Here is a 22,621-nt window from a genome sequence, read left to right as displayed (position 1 = left end):
ATCTGCTCATTCATTTCGCCGCTCCTCAGCGGCAACTTCAGCTTCTTCTGCCAATAATGCCATTGGCACACGCGATGAAGACATTGGGGTTGCCGCGACAGGCGCTAATCCAGCTTCGTCTAAAATGGTCCCCAGTTGTTTTCTACCTGCTGCAGTCACTTTCGCCACTAATTTGTAGGCGGTTATTACCCCCAAGACGCCAAACAGCACTGCGCCAACAGCCTGACCAATCAACACACCGTATACACCGCCCCAACTCCCCCCCAACCAAACAAAAGGGATGGTGCCAAGTGTCGCCTTGCCAATATTAAATACGGTCGAATATTTGGCTTTTCCGAGATTATTGAACGACGCATTCGCAACAAATAAGGCGCCATTAAACAAGAAAAATACGGCCATGTATTGGCAAAAAAAGCGGATAAGATCGGCAGCCTGGCCTTCCATAGCGAACAGGGAAACAATCCAATCTTTCAGCAGCAGCAATATCAGGGACATGATTACCACATAACTACAGCAAAACTGCAGCGCCCGCGTCAGACTTTCGCGCAAACGCTCATAGGCGCCGGCACCAAAATTTTGTCCCACAATGGGACCGATTGCCCCGCTGAGCGCGAAGATCATACCAAAAGTCACCGGGATCAAGCGGCCTATGACGGCCCATCCCGCCACAAAACTGTCGCCAAAATCTGCCACCGCTCGGGTTACGAATGCGTTACCGATCGGCGTCGCCACATTGGTCAACATCGCCGGCCCGGCAATGGCGAAGATAACAGGTAAATCCTGTCGCAGTGCGTGCCATTCAAATCCGCCCCATAACTGGTGTTTGCCAAATACGCCTCTGGCAGCAATAACCAACGCAGTCAGGCGCGCCAGTACCGATGCAAAGGCCGCCCCTTCGATATTTAATCCCAACACAAAAATGAACAGAGGATCTAGCGCCGCATTGACAGCGCCGCCCGCCAGGGTTGACCACATAGAGAGTTTGGCATCGCCGACCGCGCGTAATGCGCCGCCAAATGCCATGGCTAAACAGATGATGGGTAACGACGGTACCAAAATATACAAATAACTTGCGGCGAGTTCTGCGGTATGGCCGCTTGCCCCTACCAACGAGAGTAATTCAGGGATAAAACTGGTGACTATCGCCGCGGTCAGTGCCGACATCACCAATGTCACCGCCGCCGCATTAATCAGAAGTCGCTTGGCTTTGTCAATCTCGCGGGCACCAATTGCTCTGGAGACTAATGCTCCTAAGGCGATAGAGAGCCCGATACCAATCGACGTGGTAAAGAATGAAATTGTCCCAGCGTAGCCAACGGCAGCAGCCAACTCCTGCTCGCCAAGCATACTGAGGAAAAACATATCCAGCAGATCCACTAAGAACAGCGCTGACACGCCAATAGCCGCAGTGGAACTCATTACGAGGATATGCCTGAGGATGTTCCCCTCAACAAACTTGGCCCGAGTGGTGGGTATCGAAGCAGCTTTACTCACGAGAATCCTTTTTTACGACCGTGGAAGCTTCCAGTTCACTTCCGCAATGGCTGCAATAATTAGCATAATGATCATGACCAGTTTTCAAGCAGTTAGCACAACGGCGTAAGTCGCGTACCCGCCCTATTTCCTGGCCGATTTCGGCAGTTAAAATGCCTGTGGGAATCGCAATAATTGAGTAACCCAGTAACATGGTAAAAGCGGCGATGGCCTGACCAAGTGGAGTTTTTGGCGTGATATCGCCATAACCCACAGTGGTTATTGTCACGATGGTCCAGTACACCGATTTAGGAATGGAGCTAAAGCCGTTAGCAGGGCCCTCAACAACATACATCACTGCGCTGAGTACCATAATAATCAGGCTAACAGAAAAGAAAAAAATGAATACCTTGCGACTAGACTGCATCATTGCCCGCAACAACATGTTGCCTTCGCTGAGATAACGCAACAGCTTCAGCACTCGAAATATACGGAATAGCCGCAACACACGGATAACCAGCGTTAAATTGGCGCCGGGCACGAACAACGCTAAATAACTGGGTAAGACACTGAGCAGATCCACCAGCCCATAAAAACTGTAGGCATATTTCAGAGGGTTAGCGGAGCTGTAGAGTCGAACACCATATTCAATGGTAAACACTATGGTAAAAAACCATTCAAATCCAAGAATGATTTGTCCGTATTGCCGATGGACTGGCTGCACAGTATCCAAAAACACCAACGCAACGCTAAGGATAATGCAGACAATCAGTGCAATATCAAATGCCCTGCCAGCCGGGGTATCTGTGCCAAAAATGATAGTACGCAGCTTTAGTCGTAATGGAGAAGTACTATCCTGATGTTCCTGAGTCATCCACAAACTCCCTAGGTTATCGTCCAACACACGCCAGCGGATCATACATTCTTCAGCCAGTGCTTCAATAGTTACCGAGTTTTCGGTTATGATGCGAACATTAGTTCGAAGCCGTTAAAAATAACAATTAATCCATGGTAAAGCGCATTCAATTGCTGTTAATTGCAGCACTCAGTTTCTGTAGTTTCTCGTTGTTAGCCCAACCACAGGTCGACCTGGTCGTTGTCAAAAAATCATTATCACAACTACGGTTGATGAGTCATGGAAAAATCCTTCACGAATACCATATTGCCATGGGTGATATGCCACGGGGACATAAGCTAAAAGAAGGCGATCAGCGTACCCCCGAGGGCCGTTATATTCTCGATTACAAAAAGCCGAACAGTAGTTACTACCGCGCTATCCATATCTCTTATCCTAACGATGAAGATCTGTTCCGCGCCAAAGCACTCGGCATAAATCCCGGAGGCCAGATCATGATCCATGGCCAGAATCCGCATACCGATTTAACGCCCGAAGAAGCGCAGCAGTATAACTGGACCAACGGTTGTATTGCGGTTACTAACAAAGACATGGATGAGATCTGGAAGTTAGTTGAACCAGGAACACCGATCGAGATTTGGCCATAATGGACAAGGTCATCGACTATAAGACACTAATGGCGTCATATTCGGACTTTTCCCGTGACATTCTGAGCTTCGTCAAGCAACTGGGGCTTAATGTTTTGCATGAATGTGATCACCTCGCGTTACGGGTCAACTCAGTAGCTTTGGCTGATGAATTGCGGGACCATTTTCTCCAACATGGCACCTTGATATCAGATAAGCAGATTAATGGCCGTCCTATCCTGCTCATCCGTCTGCAACAGCCAATGTCGATAGGTCATTATCAAATTCCCTACCTGGAACTGCCCTATCCCAAAGAGACAAATGATCGTAATCAAGGCTGGGAACACATAGAGCTGGTGTTGCCTTGTCACGCCGAAACCTGCGAAGCATTACAACAGGTACTGTTCGCGACAGTACCGAACCTAGAAACGTCACTCAATAAGAATCCGCAAATTTCGATAAAATTCAGCAGTCCTGCCGGGGCAGATGAACGGCTAGCGAATCCAACTATTGCCTTTAAGTTCAAGCATCTATGTGTCAAGGTGCATCCACACAGCATTGAAACGATCATTAACAGCGAAAAAGCAGATATCGACTGATCTGCTCCCAGCTCGATACCAAGCACATTGCTAATTACCAGTATTCACCTTTCCAATGCAGTGCCAGCGAATAGTCCCGCCGATGCTGGCATTCAAAGACGCATTTCTCCCATTCAGCCTACGACTTTAGTACAACAAACTAACAAAATGACTTGCATAGCGTCATCCATCCGCTAATCTGTATCTAATCCATTAGATTTATCTTATGGATAAGTCATCCAGCCCTGTCGCTATACCCTCAGGGCAATAAAAAAGAGAGGATAATAATGACCAAAGTCGTGGTAATTGGTGCCGGGCTCGGGGGCGTATCGGCAGCGTTTGAACTTAAACAGCGGCTCCCTGCCAATAGTGAAGTGATGGTGATCAATGAAAGACCAGATTTTCAATTTGTACCATCGAATCCATGGGTTGCGCTGGGTGAACGTAAAACCAAGGATATTTGCCTGCCTTTGGAGACTTATCTCGGCAAGCGCAAAATCGCCTTTTCAGCCGCCGGAGTGTCTGAAATTGATCCTGAGAATAAACAGCTAACCTTGGGCGATGGTTCTCAGCAATCCTACGATTACCTGGTGATATGTACGGGTCCTAAACTGAACTTTGATGCCATTCCCGGCAGCGGTCCGCATAAATTTACTCAATCAATCTGTACTGCTGAACATGCTGAAAAAGCCTTTGATGCCTACCAAAAATTACAGCAAGAACCTGGACAGGTAATCGTCGGTGCTTTTCAGGGGGCCAGTTGTTTTGGCCCGGCCTATGAGTACCTGTTCTCGTTAGACAGTGCTCTGCGCGCGGCCAAAATCCGACAAAAAGTACCGCTGCTGTTCGTCACCAGTGAACCTTACATTGGTCACATGGGGCTTGGCGGGGTTGGTGACTCCAAGGGCTTAATGGAACATGAATGCCGCAAACGTGACATTAAGTGGATTTGTAATGCTAAAACCGTCAGTGTTGAAGATGGTCTGATGCATGTTGAAGAATTGAACCGCAAAGGGGAAGTGGAATTTACTCACGAACTACCCTTTAAAATGTCCATGATGTTGCCACCGTTTAAAGGTAGCCCAGCCATTGCGGCGGTACCTAAACTATGTAACGACAAAGGGTTTGTGTTAACTGATAAATTCCAACGTTCTGTGGCCTACCCTGAAATCTATGCTGCTGGCGTTTGCGTGGCATTGCCTCCGATGGAGTCAACCCCTGTCCCTGTTGGCGTCCCAAAAACTGGCTTTATGATTGAATCCATGACAACAGCCATTGTCGATAACATGTTGTCGGCCATTAAAGGCGAAGAGCCCTCCACCATTCCAACGCTGAATGCTATCTGCCTGGCAGACATGGGAGACAAAGGTGCCGCATTCGTCGCACTGCCGCAAAACCCACCGCGAAACGCCAACTGGACCTCTATGGGTAAATGGGTACACCTGGCCAAAATCGCTTTTGAGAAGTACTTTATGTACAAAGTACGCCGAGGTACTAGCGAACCGATTTATGAGAAATATGTGTTAGGTGCCGTTGGTATTCACCGCACCGATAAGCACGAAGACTGATTGAAGCACCTAAGGCCCACAGTGACGGTTAAATCGCAATGGGCCTTTTTCATCAAGAGACTTAAATGTTCAGTGGATGAAGTCTTTCAGTTTTGCGCGGTTTTCAATGCATCCTTCATCGCTGGCACTACCGTGGCAGCATCTAAACGCATTTGGTACCAGTTAATTCGCCAGTCAAGATGAGGGCCGTTGGCACGCCCTGTAGCACCGACTTCTGCGACAGGCTGGCCCTGCTTCACGCGAGTACCGGGTTTCAAGTAAAGTTTACTTAAATGTAAAAAGGTAGAACTGACACCATAGCCATGATCGATAATCATGGTACCCCCAGAGTAAAACATATCAGGTACTGCTAGCGATACCACGCCAGCAGCCGGAGCAACGACAACTGTGCCTGTTTTTGCTGCAATATCAACCCCATAATGCGGGTTACCTGCCTTACCATTATAAATTCGCTGACTGCCATACACACCCGAAATTCTGCCCGTAAGCGGCCAGATAAAATCGGAAGCAAAGCCACTTTCCTCTGAAGTCCTTGCCCTCGCCGCCTTGACCATCTTGCTATCTTCAGCCGCACGAGCCACATCTTTGGGATCTGGCTCCATAATTTTCTTGCTGATCCCATTCACTGAGGAGATACGGTATTGTCTCTCAGCGATATTGAGCTGCTGGGTCGCAACATGGCCATCTGGATACGTGACGCTCAGCGTATGATTGAGCGGCGATTCTCGTTCAAAGCCAAAGGCAAAATTTCCCTCAGCACTCACCTGAATCGCACGACCATCCAGCATCAGTTGACTACCAGGCGTTACCGATCCCCGGAGCAGTGCCCCCTGCTCCATTTTTCCTATCAATTTGATAGCAGGCTGTGAGATGTTTTGAGCCTGAGCCAGAACCGGCAGACTTAGTATGATTGCGCTAACTAAGCCGCGACGTATTGTTGATAAAACCTGCACTCGAAACCCCATACTGTCTTTTAATGTTTTTCAGTTCCCGCGACCGCGATAGCACCTTTACCGATACCTTCAAATGCCATGACACGGTACTGCCGACCAGGCATTTTTGCCGAAAGCGTATCAGCCATAAATTGTGCTAGCAGCTCTATGGTAGTGTCATGCGGGATCAGATCACAACAGCCCTTCGGCATCGCCAGTTGAAACTCTCCCTGAGGTGCGGTGTAACAAAATCCATAATGGGAATCATCAGTCACACGACACTGCGGAGACATAGTCAATTGTTCAATCGGCACCATATCGGACTCGCTGCCGAGATACACATCTTTCCAACGCTCAGCCCAGTACCGATCCCATTCTGGTGCAGCAACACCATCTTCAAATACCTTTACCGGGCTGCGATGCCCATGGGCAATACGCTGACAATTACCGTCGTGTTTTTTTAAGCCATGGCTGTAATGATAAAATGGGCCGTCAAGCAATTCGCTACGTAATGTGAGGCTGATGTTATCGACGTTTTCTGGCAGTACATCACGTAATGCATTGATAAGAAAATCATTCACACTATCAAAGTCAATCAGTTCATTTGGGACCAACGCGAACGCTTCCGCAGGACATCCCAGATGAATAGTCCCTTTACGACTGGCAAAATCGATCCAAACGGTATCATTCTGTTGCTGCCAACGTAAATCACCGCAAGCAGTAGGAATGAGCAGCCGGTGATCTGCTACTTGATCAATCACTTGTTTAATTGTGCGTTTTACCTTGCCGAAATCGAGTACCATATTTTGCTGATCTAGCACGCCTTCCAGCAAAACATCGACGATCCAACTTTCTCCGACCATGCCACGCAAAGGACATAGATAAGAAAAATCGATCACCGTTAAATCTTTTACAAAGAGTTGCATTGATTCTCCCGAGCAGAAATACAGTCCACCCTGATTTTAAAGAATATAGTCGCGGCAGACCGCAACGCTAGCGTCTGCCTTGCCCACATGTTTCTCGATGTTTTAAGCCAACAGCCGCTGAATTTATCAGCCGTTATTACGTCTATTTCATCGATGACCATTATTAACGTATCTCGGTACCCGATGAAACCCTTTATATGCTTACACAATTGGTTAGCTAGCGAACTAAACAGCCGACTGACTCAAAAAGGCACCAATATTAACACGCAAGTCTGTTCACATCATCGGCGCGTAAATGACAGTGATGATGAACACCTTGCAAGTCAATTCACATGTCATCTGACCATCAAAACTTGCATGAACCAACGTGCATGACAGCCATCGGCCAACGACATCCAGCGATTGGGTGGAGATCATATTATCGAAAACACATGGGTGATCGCTTGCCGTTTAATTGCGGCCATTAAGTTGCCGCCCACTAGGTAAAAATAAAGCGCCTTCACAGCGCTTTATTTTTCAGTCTGTTAATTACTTTTCAAACGACGGTCGAGCTGATCTTTCAAGTTTGCTGGCACACCTTTTATCAAAATGGTGTCAGATACCGGATCGTATATCACTCGCTCACCGAGATGGGTGCTATCAAAACTCAATGATACCCCACCGCCAGTCCCGGAAAACTTCTTCAGTTGACGCAACGTTGACTTATCTGCCGGGAAATTCTCTTCCAGCTCATATTCGCCTTGCACGGCAAAGTCATAGAACGACTCCATCCCGGATTCGGCCAATTCGTCTGCCAGATCTTTCAGTTGCACATCAATGCCGGTTTCCACCTGTTCCTGACAATATTCAAAGACCCGATTGCGACATTCCTGACGTTCATCCTTGGTCAAATCACCTTCAGCAACATAATCTTCTACTGCCTGCATCAATTGCTTGCTTTGCTGCTTGGCATTTATCCCCTCAACACATCCCATAAAATCCAGGAAGAAATCCGCAACTTTACGGCCGGCGCGACCGCGAACAAATGAGATATATTTGCGGGACTCACTATCGCGCTGCCATTCAGTTAAATCAATACGGGCAGCCAACTGCAAATTCGCCAGATCCAGATGGTCATTTTGCGTAAGTTCCATATCATCCAGCACGGTCATCGACGATTTAGCATTTAGCAACGCCACAAACAGATAATCAGTCGCCATGTGCTGATACAGCGCCAATAATAGAAAACCGCCTTGACTGAAGTCATATTTAGATAACTCTTCTTGCAGTAACTTACCAGCAGATGCCGAGAATTCGACAAAGCCCAACTCATTGCTCAGATAAGACTGCAAGGCATCCTTGAATGCGGGATTCGCCTCGCCGTCATCGCCATTAACGCCGAAAAAACCAAATCCCTTGCCGGCTTTTGATGAGTAAGTCTGGTGCAACTCATCCACCATGGCTTCTACTGCAGTACCGTTTAACAAGGGCTGAGGCCGTAATCGGCAGCTTAACTGGCCTTCTTTATTCTGGGTGATAGCGTGAATAATGGCTTGTTCGACGTGAATACTCATGGGGCTTCGTAGTGCTACTCTGTGGTAAATCCGGTATTATATGCCGCTATTCTATCCTTGAGTGAAACATTTTTTAATATGCCTATTCAATCCAAATACAGCAATGCCGAAGTTGAAACCCTAATTGCCGAACTGCTGGCAGTGCTGGAAAAACATCAGGCCCCCACAGATTTAAGCCTTATGGCGTTGGGCAATGCCGTTTCCCATTTGCTGTCAACTCAGGTCAGCAAAGAGTCCCGTCAGCCACTTGCTGAACAATTTGCCAAGGCATTAACACAATCCCTACGGTAACTTACGGTAAATACTGGTATCTTTTACTCAAAAAAACGTAAGATATACAAGCAACTCGAAACAAGCGGAAGCTGAATGGTGGAGCAGAAAATACAACGTGGAAGAGATCGGGTATCCCGCTTAATCAACTGGGGACACTGGTTTGCTTTCTTCAACGGTATCTTGGCGATGATCGTCGGGATCCGTTATTTACAGTCTCCCGGTTTCCCCGACTCCTTGATTGGGTGGGGCTATTTGACCATTAGTACCATCGGCCACTTCAGTTTTCTGGCATTTATCGTTTATCTGGTGTTGTTGTTCCCAATAACACTATTGTTGCCTTATTCCAGGATTTTGCGTGGTTATGCGGCGGTTATTGCCAGCATCGGTTTATGCACCTTACTTTATGATACCGTTGTCTACCAGGACTACGGTATGCATCTCAATCCGTTTGCTTTTGATTTAGCATGGGCCGATCTCAATGGGTTGTTACAGGGCCCATATTTTGTAGTTACTCCGATCGTGATTCTGGTAGTGGAATTGATTGCCGCGAACTGGTTATGGAAGCGCATTGAACGTATCCAGCGCCGGAATTGGGGTAATAAATTAGTGATGTTTATCGGGCTTTGCTTTGTGAGCAGTCATCTGATCCATATCTGGGCAGACGCGGCTGATGTCACTGAAATTACCCGCTTTGATGATACTTATCCAATATCCTATCCAGCAACGGCCAGAACGTTTATGGAAAGCCATGGTATTGATGGCAGTAATACGCCTGATATCAAGGTAGAACGTAATCTGAATTACCCACAACAACCATTACAGTGCCATATTGATCAGCATCCTAATGTTTTGTTAGTCGCAATTGATAGCTTCCGTGCCGACTTAGTAGATGAGCAGACAATGCCATTTTTCTATCACTATAGTCAGCAGAATCAATTGTTTACCCATCATCTTAGTGGCGGGAATCAATATAGTAGCGGTATGTTTTCATTGCTGTATGGATTACAGGGTAGCTACATTGATGCAGTGGATCTGAATTTCACCAGCCCACTACTCACCCAAACGCTGAAACAACAAGGATATCAATTAGGGTTGTTTACCACTATCTCAGGAATGAATGACGCAAAACCTAAAGCAATTTTTAATGATTTCCAACCCTATCTGGCGGCGGATGATACCGGCAAAGCACAGAGTGACATTAAGACTATCAGTAGCTTCGAAAAATGGCGCACTCAGCAGCAAGGGCCTTGGTTTGCGCTATTGAATCTGAAATCACCTGAGGACTACGATACTCCAGTTGGATTTCTTGGCATCCAAACCGTTAAACCGGCAGAACCACTGAAACCTGCTGAAAAAGTGCTATTCAACCAGTATCGTCAGTCTTTAAATTTTGTGGATCAACAGTTACAAGCATTACTGCAAACACTGCCAACTAATACCATCATTGTGGTGACAGGTGTCAGTGGCAAGTTATTCACCAGCAATACAGATGAAGCCCGGCGCAACGTATCTCCAGAAAATGTGCAGGTACCCTTGGTGATTCATTGGCCAGTGACTATCAGCACTAAAGTTAATTACCGTACTAGCCATTACGGGATAGTACCCACATTAATGACTCAGGTACTGGGTTGTACTAACCCAGCAACAGACTACAGTGCTGGCCGACACCTACTCCAACCCGATGACCAGACTTGGCTCTATATTGGGGATAACCGAGTATTCGCGATCTATCAGCAACATGAAATTACCGTGATAGACCGGCATGGTAAGTATCGTATTTATGACGAGAATTACCGTCATCGATTGCGTAAAAAAATGAGCGTTCCAGAGATGATTGAAGTTATGCGAGAAGGCCGCAGGCTATATAGCCACTAGCGTCATTTTCGGTTCTGTAACAATAAAGTGCACAAACTAGGCAGTTGAATCCTCGCTACCAATTTGTTGCTTGCACTGTCACTTGGCTCTTGGTAAAGTTCTGCCTCGTTGACGCGACCCTTGCGCTGTTCGCGGTAAAAACAACACATTCGGTATGTAGCGCAGCCCGGTAGCGCACTGTCATGGGGTGTCAGGGGTCGGAGGTTCGAATCCTCTCATACCGACCAAATACAACAAAACCCAATCATTTTGATTGGGTTTTCGTTTTTTTAAGCATCAAACATTACTAGTTCAAACTCTGCAATATCGGCTAAGCGAATATAGGTCAAACCTTCTATTTTGGCGGTTGGACGAGTGTGTTTAGCAAGGAGTCCGTTGGTAGCTGCATAAAAATAGCCTTTTTCATCAACAAAGCCTTGAGCGGTTCCATGGTTAGCGGCACGTTCATAAAATAACCCGTTAAGAAAATACCCCAGCGGCACCTTACAACCTTTAGCCATCAAACCGTATTTGATGTTGCGCTTCATAAAAATGCTCCTTATCTTTGCCAAGCTTCCCCCAATCAAGCTTAGCCGGAACATCTAGATTAAGGAGTAATGGTTGCGCTTTTATGAAACTTTTCTATCAGAAAATGTGGTAGAAATGATGCAATGTTTAATTGGGTTTCTGTCTTATAAGACGTGACCGCAAATTATAACTGAGTTAATTCACATGTTACTTGGTGATCCACAAGCCCCCAACATCATCTATTTACCACACTCTCCTGTTGTGCCGGAACAGTGGCACTGGCAACAACGGGATGCTGCCACGGAGATTATCGGTGTTAATTCGAATCACTGGCGTAAAATCCTGGTGATAGCCGCTAAAATTTTTGCGCCGACTGATGACTGGAAGTCATTTTTACAGAACAACCTGTTTAACATTGTGTGTCTGGTAACTGAACCTATCGCCTGGTATCCATCGACTGGGACCCAGTTAATAAGTGGCAAGGAAGTTTGCGCAAGTTTAGGTGTAAAAGTAGATACCGCCGTACCACTGGCTAATGCCGCGTGCTTACGTCAATTACGTCAAAATATTTGGCTGGTTCCTTACCTGGACTATCGGCAGTTTTCCAATCAAACAGTTGAGCAACTTCGGCTTCAGCTTTTCAATAGGTGATGTAAAAATGCCACCCCTTGAAGGATGGCATTGCTTTTACTTAATCATAAATAGTCGGAATTGGCTGACGTTTGTGCTGGGTCGCTTTGTAGATATTAATGATGCGCTCTTCGGCTTCGGGGGCGACTTCTTTACCTTCAAGGAAATCATCAATCTGTTCGTAACTCAGCCCCAATGCAACTTCATCTTCCAGACCCGGACGATTGGTCTCCAAGTCAGCTGTAGGTGTCTTATTAACCAAAGACTCTGGAGCGCCAAGGAAGGCCGCGACTTGTCGAACCTGACGTTTATTCAACCCAAACAAAGGTGCAATATCACAAGCCCCATCACCCCATTTGGTGTAAAAACCAGTGACGTTTTCAGCGCTATGATCGGTACCGACCACTAACCCACCAACGACAGCAGCCACTTCATATTGGGCAATCATACGCATACGCGCTTTAACATTACCTTTTACAAAGTCCACTTTTGCATCATCAGGTTCAAGAATTGAGGCAGACTCTAACCCGGCTAACACCTGATGATGGATACCTTCTACCCCATCGTGAATATTCACCGTGACTTGGTGGGACGGGTTGATAAATGACAGTGCCAACTGGGCTTCATCTTCATCCCGCTGTTCGAGATAAGGCAACCGCATGGCAACAAAACGGTAGTCATCGCTGTTGGTTTCTTGGTTTAAAGATTCTATCGCTAACTGGCACAATCTGCCGGCAGTGGATGAATCAACGCCGCCGCTAATACCTAGCACCAGCGCCTTACATTTTGCTTCTTTTAATTTGGCTTTGAGAAATGCGACTCGACGATCCACTTCAAACCCGGGTTCTATGGTTTTAAGTACTTTTTCTTCTCGAATGATTTGTCCTTTCACAGCGGGCTCCGTCTAAAATTCATGTACATTGCAATACAGGCAGTATCCGTTGATCCTGCCACCCGGCCTGATATCTGAGAGTTGTTATGACAGGCCTTTGCTTCAGGAGATTACGATACCACAAATTCATCTTCAGAAAAGTCATCAAAACGAAAGGCAAAATCAGCTGTGATTGACTGTTTTCTCTGAACTCTAAGCATGAAATACAACTATCATAATGATTTAAATATACTTTTTATTTTATGATCTTTGGGTTGGTTTTTTATAACGTACAACATCTAGCAACGTAGCTTCTTAAAAGTGGTACAAGTCGCGCCCTTCTTTACCGTGTTAATAGCCAGTAATTTCTATCCAGATGTGACAGCGTCAGCCACGGTTAAGTAATTTTGCAGTACACTGGCTGGCATTGGCATATGTTGATGTAATGAATACACTGACTAATTGATATCAAAAAGGATATGGTTGTTATGAGAATACTGGTAGTTGAAGACGACCCTTTACTGTCTCATCACCTGAAAGTACAGCTGAGTGAGTTGGGTAACCAAGTCCAGGTTGCGGGGACAGCCAAAGAAGGATTCTATCAAGCAACAAATTACCCTATTGATGTTGCTATCGTTGACCTAGGCTTACCAGATCAGGATGGCATTTCACTGATCAAGCAACTGCGCGAAGCTGATCTCAAGGCTCCAGTGTTAATCCTTACCGCGCGAGTTAACTGGCAGGATAAAGTGCAAGGGCTCAACGCTGGTGCAGATGATTACCTTGTTAAGCCTTTCCAAAAAGAAGAATTAGTCGCTAGGCTTGATGCGCTAGTGCGCCGCAGTGCTGGCTTTGTCAAACCTGTCATCCAAAGTGGAGAGTTGTCTTTAGATCTTGCGGCCAAGCAGGTAATGATGGGCGACGAACTCATGGACATTACCGCTTTTGAATATCAGATTTTAGAATATCTGATGCGCCATAATCATGAAGTGGTTGCCAAGCAGCGATTGCTTGATGTGATATATGGTGACAAAGAAGGCGACCCGAACACTATAGAAGTTATGGTCAGCCGTTTACGGAAAAAACTGAGTCGTGATGGGATAGAGAATCCCATTATCACCATTCGCGGCCAAGGTTATAAGTTTAATCTTCCATGCAACTAAGATTGAAACCTAAAAAGCGACTTCTCACTCGTATGTTTTTGACTTCATTGTCAATTATTGCATTGGTGGGGTTCGGTCTGGCCTGGATGGTTAATATACTTCATGCCCAAAATAGCTATAACGAAGAAACCGCTCAATTAATTGCGGAGATCCCGCAGGTCGCTGCGGAGTTGCGCGAGCATGACCTGATTCCAGACACCAGCGCCTGGCTTGAGGAAAATAACAAGCAAGAACGTTACGTCATGGCTTCTTGTGATACCAACTTTAAACAAGTTTGGACTTCCTCGCTTGCTGTTGATCGTGGTTTATTTGATATCTGCGAACGCTTTAATGATATTCGTAATGGGACACCGCCCTATTACCTCAATATGGCGGACAAACGAGGTTATTTCGCTTACTTGCTATCTGTTGATATCGCGGGTGTTCACTACAATCTTTTGGTCCTCAAAGATGCCGAAAAAATCGAACTGGAAGCCACTAAATTTGCTAAACGCACCTATCTAAGACTGGCTTTAGTTCTGGTGCTGGCGTTGTTATTACTCATTAGTGCGGCCTATTGGGGAATGCAACCATTAGCCCGCATGAGAGCTGAGTTGCAGTCCATCATAAAAGGGAAAACCAAATCCTTGTCCGCAGGTTATCCTGTGGAACTTGAAGGTGTCACGCAGGCACTGAATCAACTGCTAAGACAATCCAGCTCACAGCAACAACGCTATCAGAATGCGATGAATGACCTGGCCCACAGTTTAAAAACGCGGTTGGCGGCGGTACATGCCATTACCGACGATAACTCGCTGGACCGTCAGGCGATTTGTGAAAAAATCATGGATCAGGTCAGTCAGATGGATCTGTTAGTCAAGTATCAACTGAAACGAGCAATGCTGGGGCGTAAGGGATTAAAACAGATCAAAACGCCGGTTAGACCCTTAGTGGATCAGCTGACGCAAATGTTGTTTAAAGTCTATCAGGATAAAAAGGTACACCTTACAGTTAATGTCGCTGACGATTTAAGTTTTCCTGGTGATGAAGGTGACCTGATGGAGTTATGCGGAAACCTGATGGAAAACGCATTTCGTCTCTGTATCGCTGAGGTGCGCATCAGCGCTAGCATGGATAAAACCCACTTTATGTTAGTGGTTGAAGATGATGGACCAGGGGTAGAAGAAGGTCTTAAGCAAAAAATAATTGAACGTGGCGTACGGGCGGATACTCAATCCCCTGGACAAGGGATTGGTCTGGCGGTGTGCAATGAAATCGTCAGTAGCTATGGTGGTACACTGAGTATTGAAGATTCTGATCTTGAAGGTGCCCGATTCAGTATCAATATCCCATTAAGTTAACCTCCCCCAAGCAATTTGTTACACATTAACGTCCAACCTAAACTGTGCAGGTTTCTGCGCTGATACTTGACCCGTGCCTCGGCATTAGGTCGCAGCACTCGTTATAATCCCTGTTGTATCATCAGCGCCGTATTGACGATTTGTTAAAATGTTCGCTAACTCATGCTATTGATATAACTTCAACTGAAGAGCTATTGTCTCCTAACGCATCTGTTGTCAATATATCTTGGTAGTTAAGTAAGCATTCGATAAATTAACCATTTCCGGGCATTTGACAGGTAACCAAACAGTAGTTGTCTTATGGGTAAAAGCCGCTTTGTATCAGTCCAACAATTACAAGTTGGCAATTATGTACGATTACCAGTGTCATGGAAGGATCACCCCTTTTTATTCAGTAGCTTCAAACTGAAACAACAAGCACAAATTGAGCTGATTAAAAAGCTCGGTATTGACGCTGTATATGTAGATCTTGGTCGCAGTGATACTGAACCATTAGCTGCAGAACAGTTAAAGGAAACTCCCGAACAATCCGCGGAAGAACTGGAAAAGCTCCAGGGGCAAATGGAGCAGTACAAAAAAGAGCGCATCGAGATCTTGCAGCGTATGCGCAGAGATTTGCAAAAGACCGAAGAGCACTTTTCGCGTTCATTAGCACGCATGCGTAATTTGATTGGCAAATTGCGTAATCGGCCCCTAAATGCAGTAAATGAAGCGAAAGAGTTAATCACAGATATCACCGAGGAATTGCTCGCGTCAGACAATCTCGTCTTGCATCTAATGTCAGACGACGACAAAAGTGATGGCATCTATTTTCACTCGTTAAACGTCGCAGTTTTATCGATGTTAATGGCAAAGGAATTAGGATGGGCCCGAGCGGATATTGAAACGGTAGGGTTAGGCGCATTATTTCATGACATTGGTAAACTTAAGCTGCCAAGTCAGATAATCCGGAAAAAGGAACCGCTGACGACACCAGAACAAAATCTTTATAATCAGCATCCTATTTTGGGTACTGACCTACTGAAACTGGCGCAAGATTTCCCACAAGCGTCAGCAGCGGTTGTCACCAATCATCATGAACTTCTCGATGGCAGTGGTTTCCCACGTGGTTTAAAAGCGGATGCCTTAAGCGAACCGGTACAACTGGCTGCGGTAGTAAATTTTTACGATTCGCTATGTCATCCCAGTAATCCGCAACAAGCCAGAACCCCCTATGCAGCGCTGGGTTATCTCTATAAATATTCCAAGGGGAAATTCAATCAAGAATATGTCGGTAAGATTATCAAGATGCTTGGTATCTACCCACCCGGATCAGTGGTCGAATTATCATCAGGACAATTCGGGCTGGTGATGTCAGTCAACTTAGACAAGATCCTATTACCGAGAATTCTGGTATACGATCCAATGGTGCCGAAAGATCAGGCTCCTATCGTCGATTTGGAAGCAGAAGGTTTAAGTATTGTGCGTTGCCTATCCCCTGCGGCACTCGCTGAAAATATTTATAAATATTTAAACCCAAGGGAACGAATTACTTATTATTTTGGTTCTGAAAATAAAAGCTGATGGGAGTCTTTCAGTCGTCAACTAACGTTTTACATTAATCTGAACTAGTCTTGTCTTATAGAGCTCCCCTAGTTTTTGGGGTTCATCACCAGGGATGGTGCGATGTGGAGACACGGGATGAGAGACTTACCAGATTTTGACACCTTAATGTGGCTGGCACAAAACCAGCCGGAAAAACTGGATTCATTGCAACAAGCGTTGAGTGATGAGTTGATTGCAGAATCAGACAGCAATCGTGAACAACTCCGTAAAGTAAATCATAACTTAAAACAACGCTTAGCTCGCTGCAGCAATCCATACCATCGTTGTCTAATAAGCATCCGAATGATGCGCGCCAAATTTGCTTCACTCGCCAGTGCATTAGAAAATCCTGAAAGCTACCGACAGCAAAAAGCCGAAGTTATTCCGTTAAAACGAAAATCCATCTGATCACAGCCAGCCCTTGCGGCGGAAGAAAAAGTATGTTCCTGCCGCACTTGCCAACATCATAACAATAGCCATTGGATATCCAACAAACCAGTCCAATTCAGGCATGTGTTTGAAGTTCATTCCATAGCTACTGGCAATAAGTGTTGGTGGCAGAAATACCACTGCAGCTACCGAGAAAATCTTGATGATTTTATTCTGCTGAAGACCACTAAAGCCCATTGCAGCGTCCAACAAAAAGTTTAATTTATCGAATATAAACTGACTATGGGGCATCAATGATTCAATGTCTGACAGCATTTCTCGCATATCTTTGAGTTCGTCCTCACTCAATTCTCTACGATAATACTTTTGCATATAACGCAATGATCTCTGGGTATCCAACAAACTCAACCGGATTTTTCCGTTTGAGTCTTCCTGCAACGTGATCATCTTGAACACATCATCAAGTTCGGCACTTTCGAATACCTGCTCGCTGACGTTTTCCAATACGGTGTAAACATCTTCAATGAGGTCTGAAAGGTACTCTACTTTCAGATTAAACAGTTCAAGAAATAAACTTTGGGGGGTCACGACCTCGATTCGGCCCAGACGCAAATAGTTACGTAGTAATCGGATTAGCCCAACATCCTCTTCACGGATAGTAAGTAAAAAGTTATTACGCAGGTTAAAAGAAACGTTCACGCCGCGAACATCTTGCCCTACACGTTGCGGAAACAATGAGTTGATGTGTAAGCCATCACTGTTTTGATAGAAACGCGCAGACGCCTCGATTTCGTTGATATCTTCCTCATCTGGAACTTCTTCAACAGAAAAGCGCGCTAACCAGTCTCTTTCATAATCATCTGGACGAAACAGGTCAAGCCAAAGTGTATCTTCAGGAATATTGTCCTCGGGTGAAAGCTCAACAATTTTTAGCTGTTGCTGCTGATAGATATAGGCGGTAATCATGAGCCCTCCTGAGGAACGTGCTGGCCGAAGAAGTTACATCGGCAAAAAATGCAGCTAGTTTACCCGATAACAGATGAATGAAAAGCGTCGAGTGAGCAGACTGCTTTACTTATCATCAATTACTAATCTTTCCTCTCGCGAAAGTCGGATTTTAAGGCCATCTACTGTAACTAACTCGTTGGCTGAAATGTCTTTTTTTCTGACTTGATAAACATCACGGCGGGCTTCAGTTGGCGACACTAAAGTCACAGTGACTATAGTGTAACCATCAAACCATTGCCACGCCATGAATCCACTACCGAGCAGCGCTAATGCGCCTAGCACAAATGAAAACAAATATTTACGGATCTTACTGTCTGAATTCTTAGGGTTTACCTTGTCATTGACATTTATATGGCGTTTAGCTGCCAGCATCCGCCATGCGAATACCACTACTAGAACTGTTAGCAGAAGTTTTGTCAGCATAATAAGATCCAGTTACTTATGTTATAAATCTGCGCACTCATTCTACAAAATTAATAATGATAACAGTGCGGTATGAAACACAAAAGATAAGTTCTCGTAGAAAACTGGTCATGAAAAGCAAAAAGGCCACCGCTAAGGGTGGCCTTTCTATTGTATTAGGCGTCTGGCGATGACCTACTCTCACATGGGGAGACCCCACACTACCATCGGCGCGATTGTGTTTCACTTCTGAGTTCGGAATGGGTTCAGGTGGGACCACAATGCTATTGTCACCAGACAAATTCTGTTGTTGTTTCCGCATATCTGCAAAAACAACCAATCCGGAAAGCTGTCAAATAATGGTGGTCGCTACTGGGTTCGAACCAGTGACCCCCTGCTTGTAAGGCAGGTGCTCTCCCAGCTGAGCTAAGCGACCTTATCTGTTAGTAGTTCGTTCTCTACTTCAACCAAGCATGTATATTCATTCAAGGTTAACGACCTCCAGGGATGGAGGAAGTGCTAGAAAACATCTGGAATGTTTTCAGTAAAACCCATCTGGGTTGTATGGTTAAGCCTCTCGAGTCATTAGTACAGGTTAGCTAAACGCCTCACAACGCTTACACACCCTGCCTATCTACGTCCTGGTCTCGAACGGCTCTTCAGTGGACTCAAGGTCCAAGGGAAGACTCATCTTGGGGCTCGCTTCACGCTTAGATGCTTTCAGCGTTTATCAATTCCGAACATAGCTACCGGGCAATGCCATTGGCATGACAACCCGAACACCAGCGGTTCGTTCACTCCGGTCCTCTCGTACTAGGAGCAACCCCCCTCAATCTTCCAACGCCCACGGCAGATAGGGACCGAACTGTCTCACGACGTTCTGAACCCAGCTCGCGTACCACTTTAAATGGCGAACAGCCATACCCTTGGGACCGACTTCAGCCCCAGGATGTGATGAGCCGACATCGAGGTGCCAAACACCGCCGTCGATATGAACTCTTGGGCGGTATCAGCCTGTTATCCCCGGAGTACCTTTTATCCGTTGAGCGATGGCCCTTCCATTCAGAACCACCGGATCACTATGACCTGCTTTCGCACCTGCTCGACGTGTCTGTCTCGCAGTTAAGCTGGCTTGTGCCATTACACTAACCGTACGATGTCCGACCGTACTTAGCCAACCTTCGTGCTCCTCCGTTACTCTTTAGGAGGAGACCGCCCCAGTCAAACTACCCACCAGGCACTGTCCCTAATCCCGATAAGGGACCAAGGTTAGAACATCAACACTGCAAGGGTGGTATTTCAAGGTCGACTCCATCAGGACTAGCGTCCCAACTTCTTAGTCTCCCACCTATCCTACACATGCAGGGTCAATGTTCAGTGCCAAGCTATAGTAAAGGTTCACGGGGTCTTTCCGTCTAGCCGCGGGTATACGGCATCTTCACCGCAATTTCAACTTCACTGAGTCTCGGCTGGAGACAGCCTGGCCATCATTACGCCATTCGTGCAGGTCGGAACTTACCCGACAAGGAATTTCGCTACCTTAGGACCGTTATAGTTACGGCCGCCGTTTACCGGGGCTTCGATCATGAGCTTCTCCGAAGATGACCCAATCAATTAACCTTCCGGCACCGGGCAGGCGTCACACCGTATACTTCCTCTTGCGAGTTCGCACAGTGCTGTGTTTTTGATAAACAGTTGCAGCCAGCTGGTATCTGCGACTCCCGTCAGCTTAGAGAGCAAGTCTCATCACCAACAAGAGCGTACCTTCTCCCGAAGTTACGGTACCATTTTGCCTAGTTCCTTCAGCCGAGTTCTCTCAAGCGCCTTGGTATTCTCTACCCGACCACCTGTGTCGGTTTGGGGTACGATTCCTGCTAACCTGAAGCTTAGAAGATTTTCCTGGAAGCTTGGCATTAACCACTTCATCACCTTAGTGACTCGTCATCAGCCCTCAGTATTATGTGCCCGGATTTGCCTAAGCACACTACCTACAACCTTAAACGCGGACGACCGTCGCCGCGCTGGCCTAGCCTTCTCCGTCTCTCCATCGCAGTTAGCAGAAGTACGGGAATATTAACCCGTTTCCCATCGACTACGCCTTTCGGCCTCGCCTTAGGGGTCGACTCACCCTGCCCCGATTAACGTTGGACAGGAACCCTTGGTCTTTCGGCGTGGAGGTTTTTCACCCCCATTATCGTTACTCATGTCAGCATTCGCACTTCTGATACGTCCAGTGTGGGTTACCCCTTCACCTTCATCCGCTTACAGAACGCTCCTCTACCGCTCATACATAGTATGAACCCGTAGCTTCGGTGTATTGCTTAGCCCCGTTACATCTTCCGCGCAGGCCGACTCGACTAGTGAGCTATTACGCTTTCTTTAAATGATGGCTGCTTCTAAGCCAACATCCTAGCTGTCTAAGCCTTCCCACATCGTTTCCCACTTAGCAATAACTTTGGGACCTTAGCTGACGGTCTGGGTTGTTTCCCTTTTGACGACGGACGTTAGCACCCGCCGTCTGTCTCCCGAGTAGTACTCATTGGTATTCGGAGTTTGCAAAGAGTTGGTAAGTCGGGATGACCCCCTAGTCTTAACAGTGCTCTACCCCCAATGGTATTCGCTCGAGGCGCTACCTAAATAGCTTTCGAGGAGAACCAGATATCTCCCGGTTTGATTGGCCTTTCACCCCCAGCCACAGGTCATCACCGTCTTTTTCAACAGACGTGTGTTCGGTCCTCCAATTGATGTTACTCAATCTTCAACCTGCCCATGGCTAGATCACCGGGGTTCGGGTCTACACCTAGCAACTATTCGCGCAGTTAACACTCGGTTTCCCTACGGCTCCGCTATTCGCTTAACCTCGCTACTAAATGTAAGTCGCTGACCCATTATACAAAAGGTACGCAGTCACGGTCTCAAAAACCGCTCCCACTGCTTGTACGTATACGGTTTCAGGTTCTATTTCACTCCCCTCACAGGGGTTCTTTTCGCCTTTCCCTCACGGTACTGGTTCACTATCGGTCAGTCAGGAGTATTTAGCCTTGGAGGATGGTCCCCCCATCTTCAGACAACATACCACGTGTGTCGCCTTACTCGTTTTCATCATCGGTTAGTTGTCGTGTACGGGACTATCACCCTGTACCGTGGTGCTTTCCAACACCTTCCACTAACACCCCAATGACTTAAGGGCTGGTCCCCGTTCGCTCGCCGCTACTAGGGGAATCTCGGTTGATTTCTTTTCCTCGGGGTACTTAGATGTTTCAGTTCTCCCGGTTCGCCTCTGCATGCTATGGATTCACATGCAGATACTTGCTTATGCAAGTGGGTTCCCCCATTCGGACATCTGTGGCTCAATTGGCTTTTATCACCTCACCACAGCTTTTCGCAGATTAACACGTCCTTCATCGCCTCTGACTGCCAAGGCATCCACCGTATACGCTTAGTCGCTTAACCATACAACCCGGATGAGTTTCCTCAACCAAGACCGTATGCACGACCCGTTGGTTTTTCTTTCGCCTTGATATGAATATCAAAACACTTGATTGAAGTATTTTGAGAACTCATTTTGATTAAATATTGCTATTTAATCTCTACTATCAGCTTTCCAAATTGTTAAAGAGCGGGCTTAAAAAAGCCAAAGATAAATTGTTCACTTATCTTTGGCATTTCCATGACCATAAAACGAAAACAGTCTCACCATGAAAATGGTGGAGCTATGCGGGATCGAACCGCAGACCTCCTGCGTGCAAAGCAGGCGCTCTCCCAGCTGAGCTATAGCCCCATTTCTTTTTGGTTATTTTGCTGCATTTCTTTGTTGTGCTACGTCTCTTCGCTCAGTTACATACTTATGTATGCGCCTTCGCTCATCACTTGCACGCCGCGAACTGCACCAAAATCCCTCAAAAACACTTGTAAGGTTAATCTCGTTTAAATATTAACAAGATTGGTGGGTCTGAGTGGACTCGAACCACCGACCTTACGCTTATCAGGCGTACGCTCTAACCACCTGAGCTACAGACCCACTTACTGTTTTCGCTCTTCGTCTATCAAGCAATCTGTGTGAACA

At 46.3% G+C, this 22,621-nt stretch carries 19 protein-coding genes, 4 tRNA genes and 2 rRNA genes; 11 read left to right on the top strand and 14 right to left on the bottom strand.

Translation table 11 applies throughout. The annotated features are described in order from the left end of the window. Window positions 1-6: 6 nt before the first annotated feature. Window positions 7-1,419, bottom strand: a complete 1,413-nt coding sequence (locus KDN34_RS07900) for an MATE family efflux transporter (RefSeq protein ID WP_212596323.1) — start codon at window positions 1,417-1,419, stop codon at window positions 7-9. Window positions 1,420-1,486: 67 nt separating this feature from the next. Further along, window positions 1,487-2,347 (bottom strand): ion transporter, encoded by an 861-nt coding sequence (locus KDN34_RS07895; protein WP_212596575.1) that lies wholly within the window; start codon window positions 2,345-2,347, stop codon window positions 1,487-1,489. A gap of 134 nt (window positions 2,348-2,481) precedes the next feature. Here KDN34_RS07895 and KDN34_RS07890 point away from each other — a divergent pair, with 134 nt between their 5' ends. The 3 genes from KDN34_RS07890 (at window position 2,482) to KDN34_RS07880 (ending at window position 5,101) form a co-directional block, all read left to right on the top strand. Continuing rightward, window positions 2,482-2,976 carry a L,D-transpeptidase family protein gene (locus tag KDN34_RS07890; RefSeq protein WP_212596322.1) on the top strand — a complete coding sequence of 165 codons (495 nt, stop codon included), beginning with the start codon at window positions 2,482-2,484 and terminating at the stop codon, window positions 2,974-2,976. Continuing rightward, window positions 2,976-3,554 (top strand): VOC family protein, encoded by a 579-nt coding sequence (locus KDN34_RS07885; protein ID WP_212596321.1) that lies wholly within the window; start codon window positions 2,976-2,978, stop codon window positions 3,552-3,554. The genes KDN34_RS07890 and KDN34_RS07885 overlap by 1 nt, the downstream gene beginning before the upstream one ends. A 266-nt stretch (window positions 3,555-3,820) precedes the next feature. Then, on the top strand, window positions 3,821-5,101 hold the full coding sequence (locus KDN34_RS07880) for an NAD(P)/FAD-dependent oxidoreductase (protein ID WP_212596320.1): 1,281 nt from the start codon (window positions 3,821-3,823) through the stop codon (window positions 5,099-5,101). Window positions 5,102-5,187: 86 nt separating this feature from the next. Here KDN34_RS07880 and KDN34_RS07875 read toward each other — a convergent pair whose 3' ends face one another. The 3 genes from KDN34_RS07875 to yejK all read right to left on the bottom strand — a co-directional run bounded on the left by KDN34_RS07875 (window position 5,188) and on the right by yejK (window position 8,512). Continuing rightward, window positions 5,188-6,066 (bottom strand): M23 family metallopeptidase, encoded by an 879-nt coding sequence (locus tag KDN34_RS07875; protein ID WP_212596319.1) that lies wholly within the window; start codon window positions 6,064-6,066, stop codon window positions 5,188-5,190. Between the two features lie 8 nt (window positions 6,067-6,074). Further along, entirely contained in the window at window positions 6,075-6,959 is an 885-nt protein-coding gene (locus KDN34_RS07870; protein ID WP_212596318.1) for a 6-pyruvoyl trahydropterin synthase family protein, read from the bottom strand. A 524-nt stretch (window positions 6,960-7,483) separates the two neighbouring features. Next, a complete protein-coding gene (gene yejK, locus KDN34_RS07865) occupies window positions 7,484-8,512 on the bottom strand; it encodes a nucleoid-associated protein YejK (protein ID WP_212596317.1) in 1,029 nt (342 codons plus the stop codon). 78 nt (window positions 8,513-8,590) lie between these two features. On the opposite strand from yejK, the gene KDN34_RS07860 reads away from it, so the two are divergent. The 3 genes from KDN34_RS07860 to KDN34_RS07850 all read left to right on the top strand — a co-directional run bounded on the left by KDN34_RS07860 (window position 8,591) and on the right by KDN34_RS07850 (window position 10,887). After that, window positions 8,591-8,803 carry a YejL family protein gene (locus KDN34_RS07860; RefSeq protein ID WP_212596316.1) on the top strand — a complete coding sequence of 71 codons (213 nt, stop codon included), beginning with the start codon at window positions 8,591-8,593 and terminating at the stop codon, window positions 8,801-8,803. 75 nt (window positions 8,804-8,878) lie between these two features. Beyond that, window positions 8,879-10,660, top strand: a complete 1,782-nt coding sequence (locus KDN34_RS07855; RefSeq protein ID WP_212596315.1) for a DUF3413 domain-containing protein — start codon at window positions 8,879-8,881, stop codon at window positions 10,658-10,660. A 150-nt stretch (window positions 10,661-10,810) separates the two neighbouring features. Further along, window positions 10,811-10,887: transfer RNA gene (locus KDN34_RS07850), tRNA-Pro, on the top strand. A gap of 42 nt (window positions 10,888-10,929) precedes the next feature. Here KDN34_RS07850 and KDN34_RS07845 read toward each other — a convergent pair. Further along, window positions 10,930-11,187, bottom strand: coding sequence for a hypothetical protein (locus tag KDN34_RS07845; protein ID WP_212596314.1), 258 nt, complete (start codon window positions 11,185-11,187; stop codon window positions 10,930-10,932). A 184-nt stretch (window positions 11,188-11,371) separates the two neighbouring features. Between KDN34_RS07845 and KDN34_RS07840 the strand changes: the two genes are divergently transcribed. After that, entirely contained in the window at window positions 11,372-11,818 is a 447-nt protein-coding gene (locus KDN34_RS07840) for a DUF6942 family protein (RefSeq protein ID WP_212596313.1), read from the top strand. A gap of 40 nt (window positions 11,819-11,858) precedes the next feature. On the opposite strand, the gene nadE is transcribed toward KDN34_RS07840, so the two are convergent. Next, window positions 11,859-12,689 (bottom strand): ammonia-dependent NAD(+) synthetase, encoded by an 831-nt coding sequence (gene nadE, locus KDN34_RS07835; protein ID WP_212596312.1) that lies wholly within the window; start codon window positions 12,687-12,689, stop codon window positions 11,859-11,861. A gap of 467 nt (window positions 12,690-13,156) precedes the next feature. On the opposite strand from nadE, the gene KDN34_RS07830 reads away from it, so the two are divergent. The 4 genes from KDN34_RS07830 (at window position 13,157) to KDN34_RS07815 (ending at window position 17,163) form a co-directional block, all read left to right on the top strand. Next, a complete protein-coding gene (locus KDN34_RS07830) occupies window positions 13,157-13,831 on the top strand; it encodes a response regulator (protein ID WP_212596311.1) in 675 nt (224 codons plus the stop codon). After that, the gene (locus tag KDN34_RS07825; RefSeq protein ID WP_212596310.1) at window positions 13,822-15,171 is read left to right on the top strand and encodes an ATP-binding protein; all 1,350 of its coding nucleotides are present in this window, start codon (window positions 13,822-13,824) and stop codon (window positions 15,169-15,171) included. Before KDN34_RS07830 ends, KDN34_RS07825 begins: the two co-directional genes overlap by 10 nt. A gap of 300 nt (window positions 15,172-15,471) precedes the next feature. After that, window positions 15,472-16,734, top strand: a complete 1,263-nt coding sequence (locus KDN34_RS07820; protein ID WP_212596309.1) for an HD-GYP domain-containing protein — start codon at window positions 15,472-15,474, stop codon at window positions 16,732-16,734. Window positions 16,735-16,851: 117 nt separating this feature from the next. Beyond that, a complete protein-coding gene (locus KDN34_RS07815) occupies window positions 16,852-17,163 on the top strand; it encodes a DUF3135 domain-containing protein (protein WP_212596308.1) in 312 nt (103 codons plus the stop codon). Here KDN34_RS07815 and corA read toward each other — a convergent pair whose 3' ends face one another. The 7 genes from corA to KDN34_RS07780 form a co-directional block, all read right to left on the bottom strand. After that, a complete protein-coding gene (gene corA / locus KDN34_RS07810) occupies window positions 17,164-18,111 on the bottom strand; it encodes a magnesium/cobalt transporter CorA (protein ID WP_212596307.1) in 948 nt (315 codons plus the stop codon). Window positions 18,112-18,216: 105 nt separating this feature from the next. Beyond that, a complete protein-coding gene (locus KDN34_RS07805) occupies window positions 18,217-18,576 on the bottom strand; it encodes a hypothetical protein (RefSeq protein ID WP_212596306.1) in 360 nt (119 codons plus the stop codon). A gap of 161 nt (window positions 18,577-18,737) precedes the next feature. Continuing rightward, window positions 18,738-18,853, bottom strand: a 5S ribosomal RNA gene (rrf, locus tag KDN34_RS07800). Window positions 18,854-18,915: 62 nt separating this feature from the next. Beyond that, window positions 18,916-18,991 (bottom strand) — tRNA-Val (locus tag KDN34_RS07795). 128 nt (window positions 18,992-19,119) lie between these two features. Then, window positions 19,120-22,008: ribosomal RNA gene (locus KDN34_RS07790) — 23S ribosomal RNA — on the bottom strand. Between the two features lie 252 nt (window positions 22,009-22,260). Beyond that, window positions 22,261-22,336: transfer RNA gene (locus KDN34_RS07785), tRNA-Ala, on the bottom strand. Between the two features lie 163 nt (window positions 22,337-22,499). After that, window positions 22,500-22,576 (bottom strand) — tRNA-Ile (locus KDN34_RS07780). Window positions 22,577-22,621: the final 45 nt, after the last annotated feature.

This window comes from Shewanella yunxiaonensis, assembly GCF_018223345.1.
GTDB classification, from domain to species: Bacteria; Pseudomonadota; Gammaproteobacteria; order Enterobacterales; family Shewanellaceae; genus Shewanella; species Shewanella yunxiaonensis.
The sequence above is the reverse complement of the archived record's forward strand: the minus strand, read 5'-3'. Positions and strand labels throughout refer to the sequence as shown.

Bases quoted from the DNA above. Each gene is read 5' to 3' on its own strand.
- KDN34_RS07900 (WP_212596323.1), bottom strand. From the start codon at position 1,419: ATGAGTTCCACTGCGGCTATTGGCGTGTCAGCGCTGTTCTTAGTGGAT.
- yejK (WP_212596317.1), bottom strand. From the start codon at position 8,512: ATGAGTATTCACGTCGAACAAGCCATTATTCACGCTATCACCCAGAAT.
- KDN34_RS07860 (WP_212596316.1), top strand. From the start codon at position 8,591: ATGCCTATTCAATCCAAATACAGCAATGCCGAAGTTGAAACCCTAATT.
- KDN34_RS07880 (WP_212596320.1), top strand. From the start codon at position 3,821: ATGACCAAAGTCGTGGTAATTGGTGCCGGGCTCGGGGGCGTATCGGCA.
- KDN34_RS07885 (WP_212596321.1), top strand. From the start codon at position 2,976: ATGGACAAGGTCATCGACTATAAGACACTAATGGCGTCATATTCGGAC.
- KDN34_RS07820 (WP_212596309.1), top strand. From the start codon at position 15,472: ATGGGTAAAAGCCGCTTTGTATCAGTCCAACAATTACAAGTTGGCAAT.
- KDN34_RS07830 (WP_212596311.1), top strand. From the start codon at position 13,157: ATGAGAATACTGGTAGTTGAAGACGACCCTTTACTGTCTCATCACCTG.
- KDN34_RS07855 (WP_212596315.1), top strand. From the start codon at position 8,879: ATGGTGGAGCAGAAAATACAACGTGGAAGAGATCGGGTATCCCGCTTA.
- KDN34_RS07825 (WP_212596310.1), top strand. From the start codon at position 13,822: ATGCAACTAAGATTGAAACCTAAAAAGCGACTTCTCACTCGTATGTTT.
- KDN34_RS07845 (WP_212596314.1), bottom strand. From the start codon at position 11,187: ATGAAGCGCAACATCAAATACGGTTTGATGGCTAAAGGTTGTAAGGTG.
- KDN34_RS07815 (WP_212596308.1), top strand. From the start codon at position 16,852: ATGAGAGACTTACCAGATTTTGACACCTTAATGTGGCTGGCACAAAAC.
- KDN34_RS07895 (WP_212596575.1), bottom strand. From the start codon at position 2,347: ATGACTCAGGAACATCAGGATAGTACTTCTCCATTACGACTAAAGCTG.
- KDN34_RS07890 (WP_212596322.1), top strand. From the start codon at position 2,482: ATGGTAAAGCGCATTCAATTGCTGTTAATTGCAGCACTCAGTTTCTGT.
- corA (WP_212596307.1), bottom strand. From the start codon at position 18,111: ATGATTACCGCCTATATCTATCAGCAGCAACAGCTAAAAATTGTTGAG.
- KDN34_RS07805 (WP_212596306.1), bottom strand. From the start codon at position 18,576: ATGCTGACAAAACTTCTGCTAACAGTTCTAGTAGTGGTATTCGCATGG.
- KDN34_RS07840 (WP_212596313.1), top strand. From the start codon at position 11,372: ATGTTACTTGGTGATCCACAAGCCCCCAACATCATCTATTTACCACAC.
- KDN34_RS07875 (WP_212596319.1), bottom strand. From the start codon at position 6,066: ATGGGGTTTCGAGTGCAGGTTTTATCAACAATACGTCGCGGCTTAGTT.
- KDN34_RS07870 (WP_212596318.1), bottom strand. From the start codon at position 6,959: ATGCAACTCTTTGTAAAAGATTTAACGGTGATCGATTTTTCTTATCTA.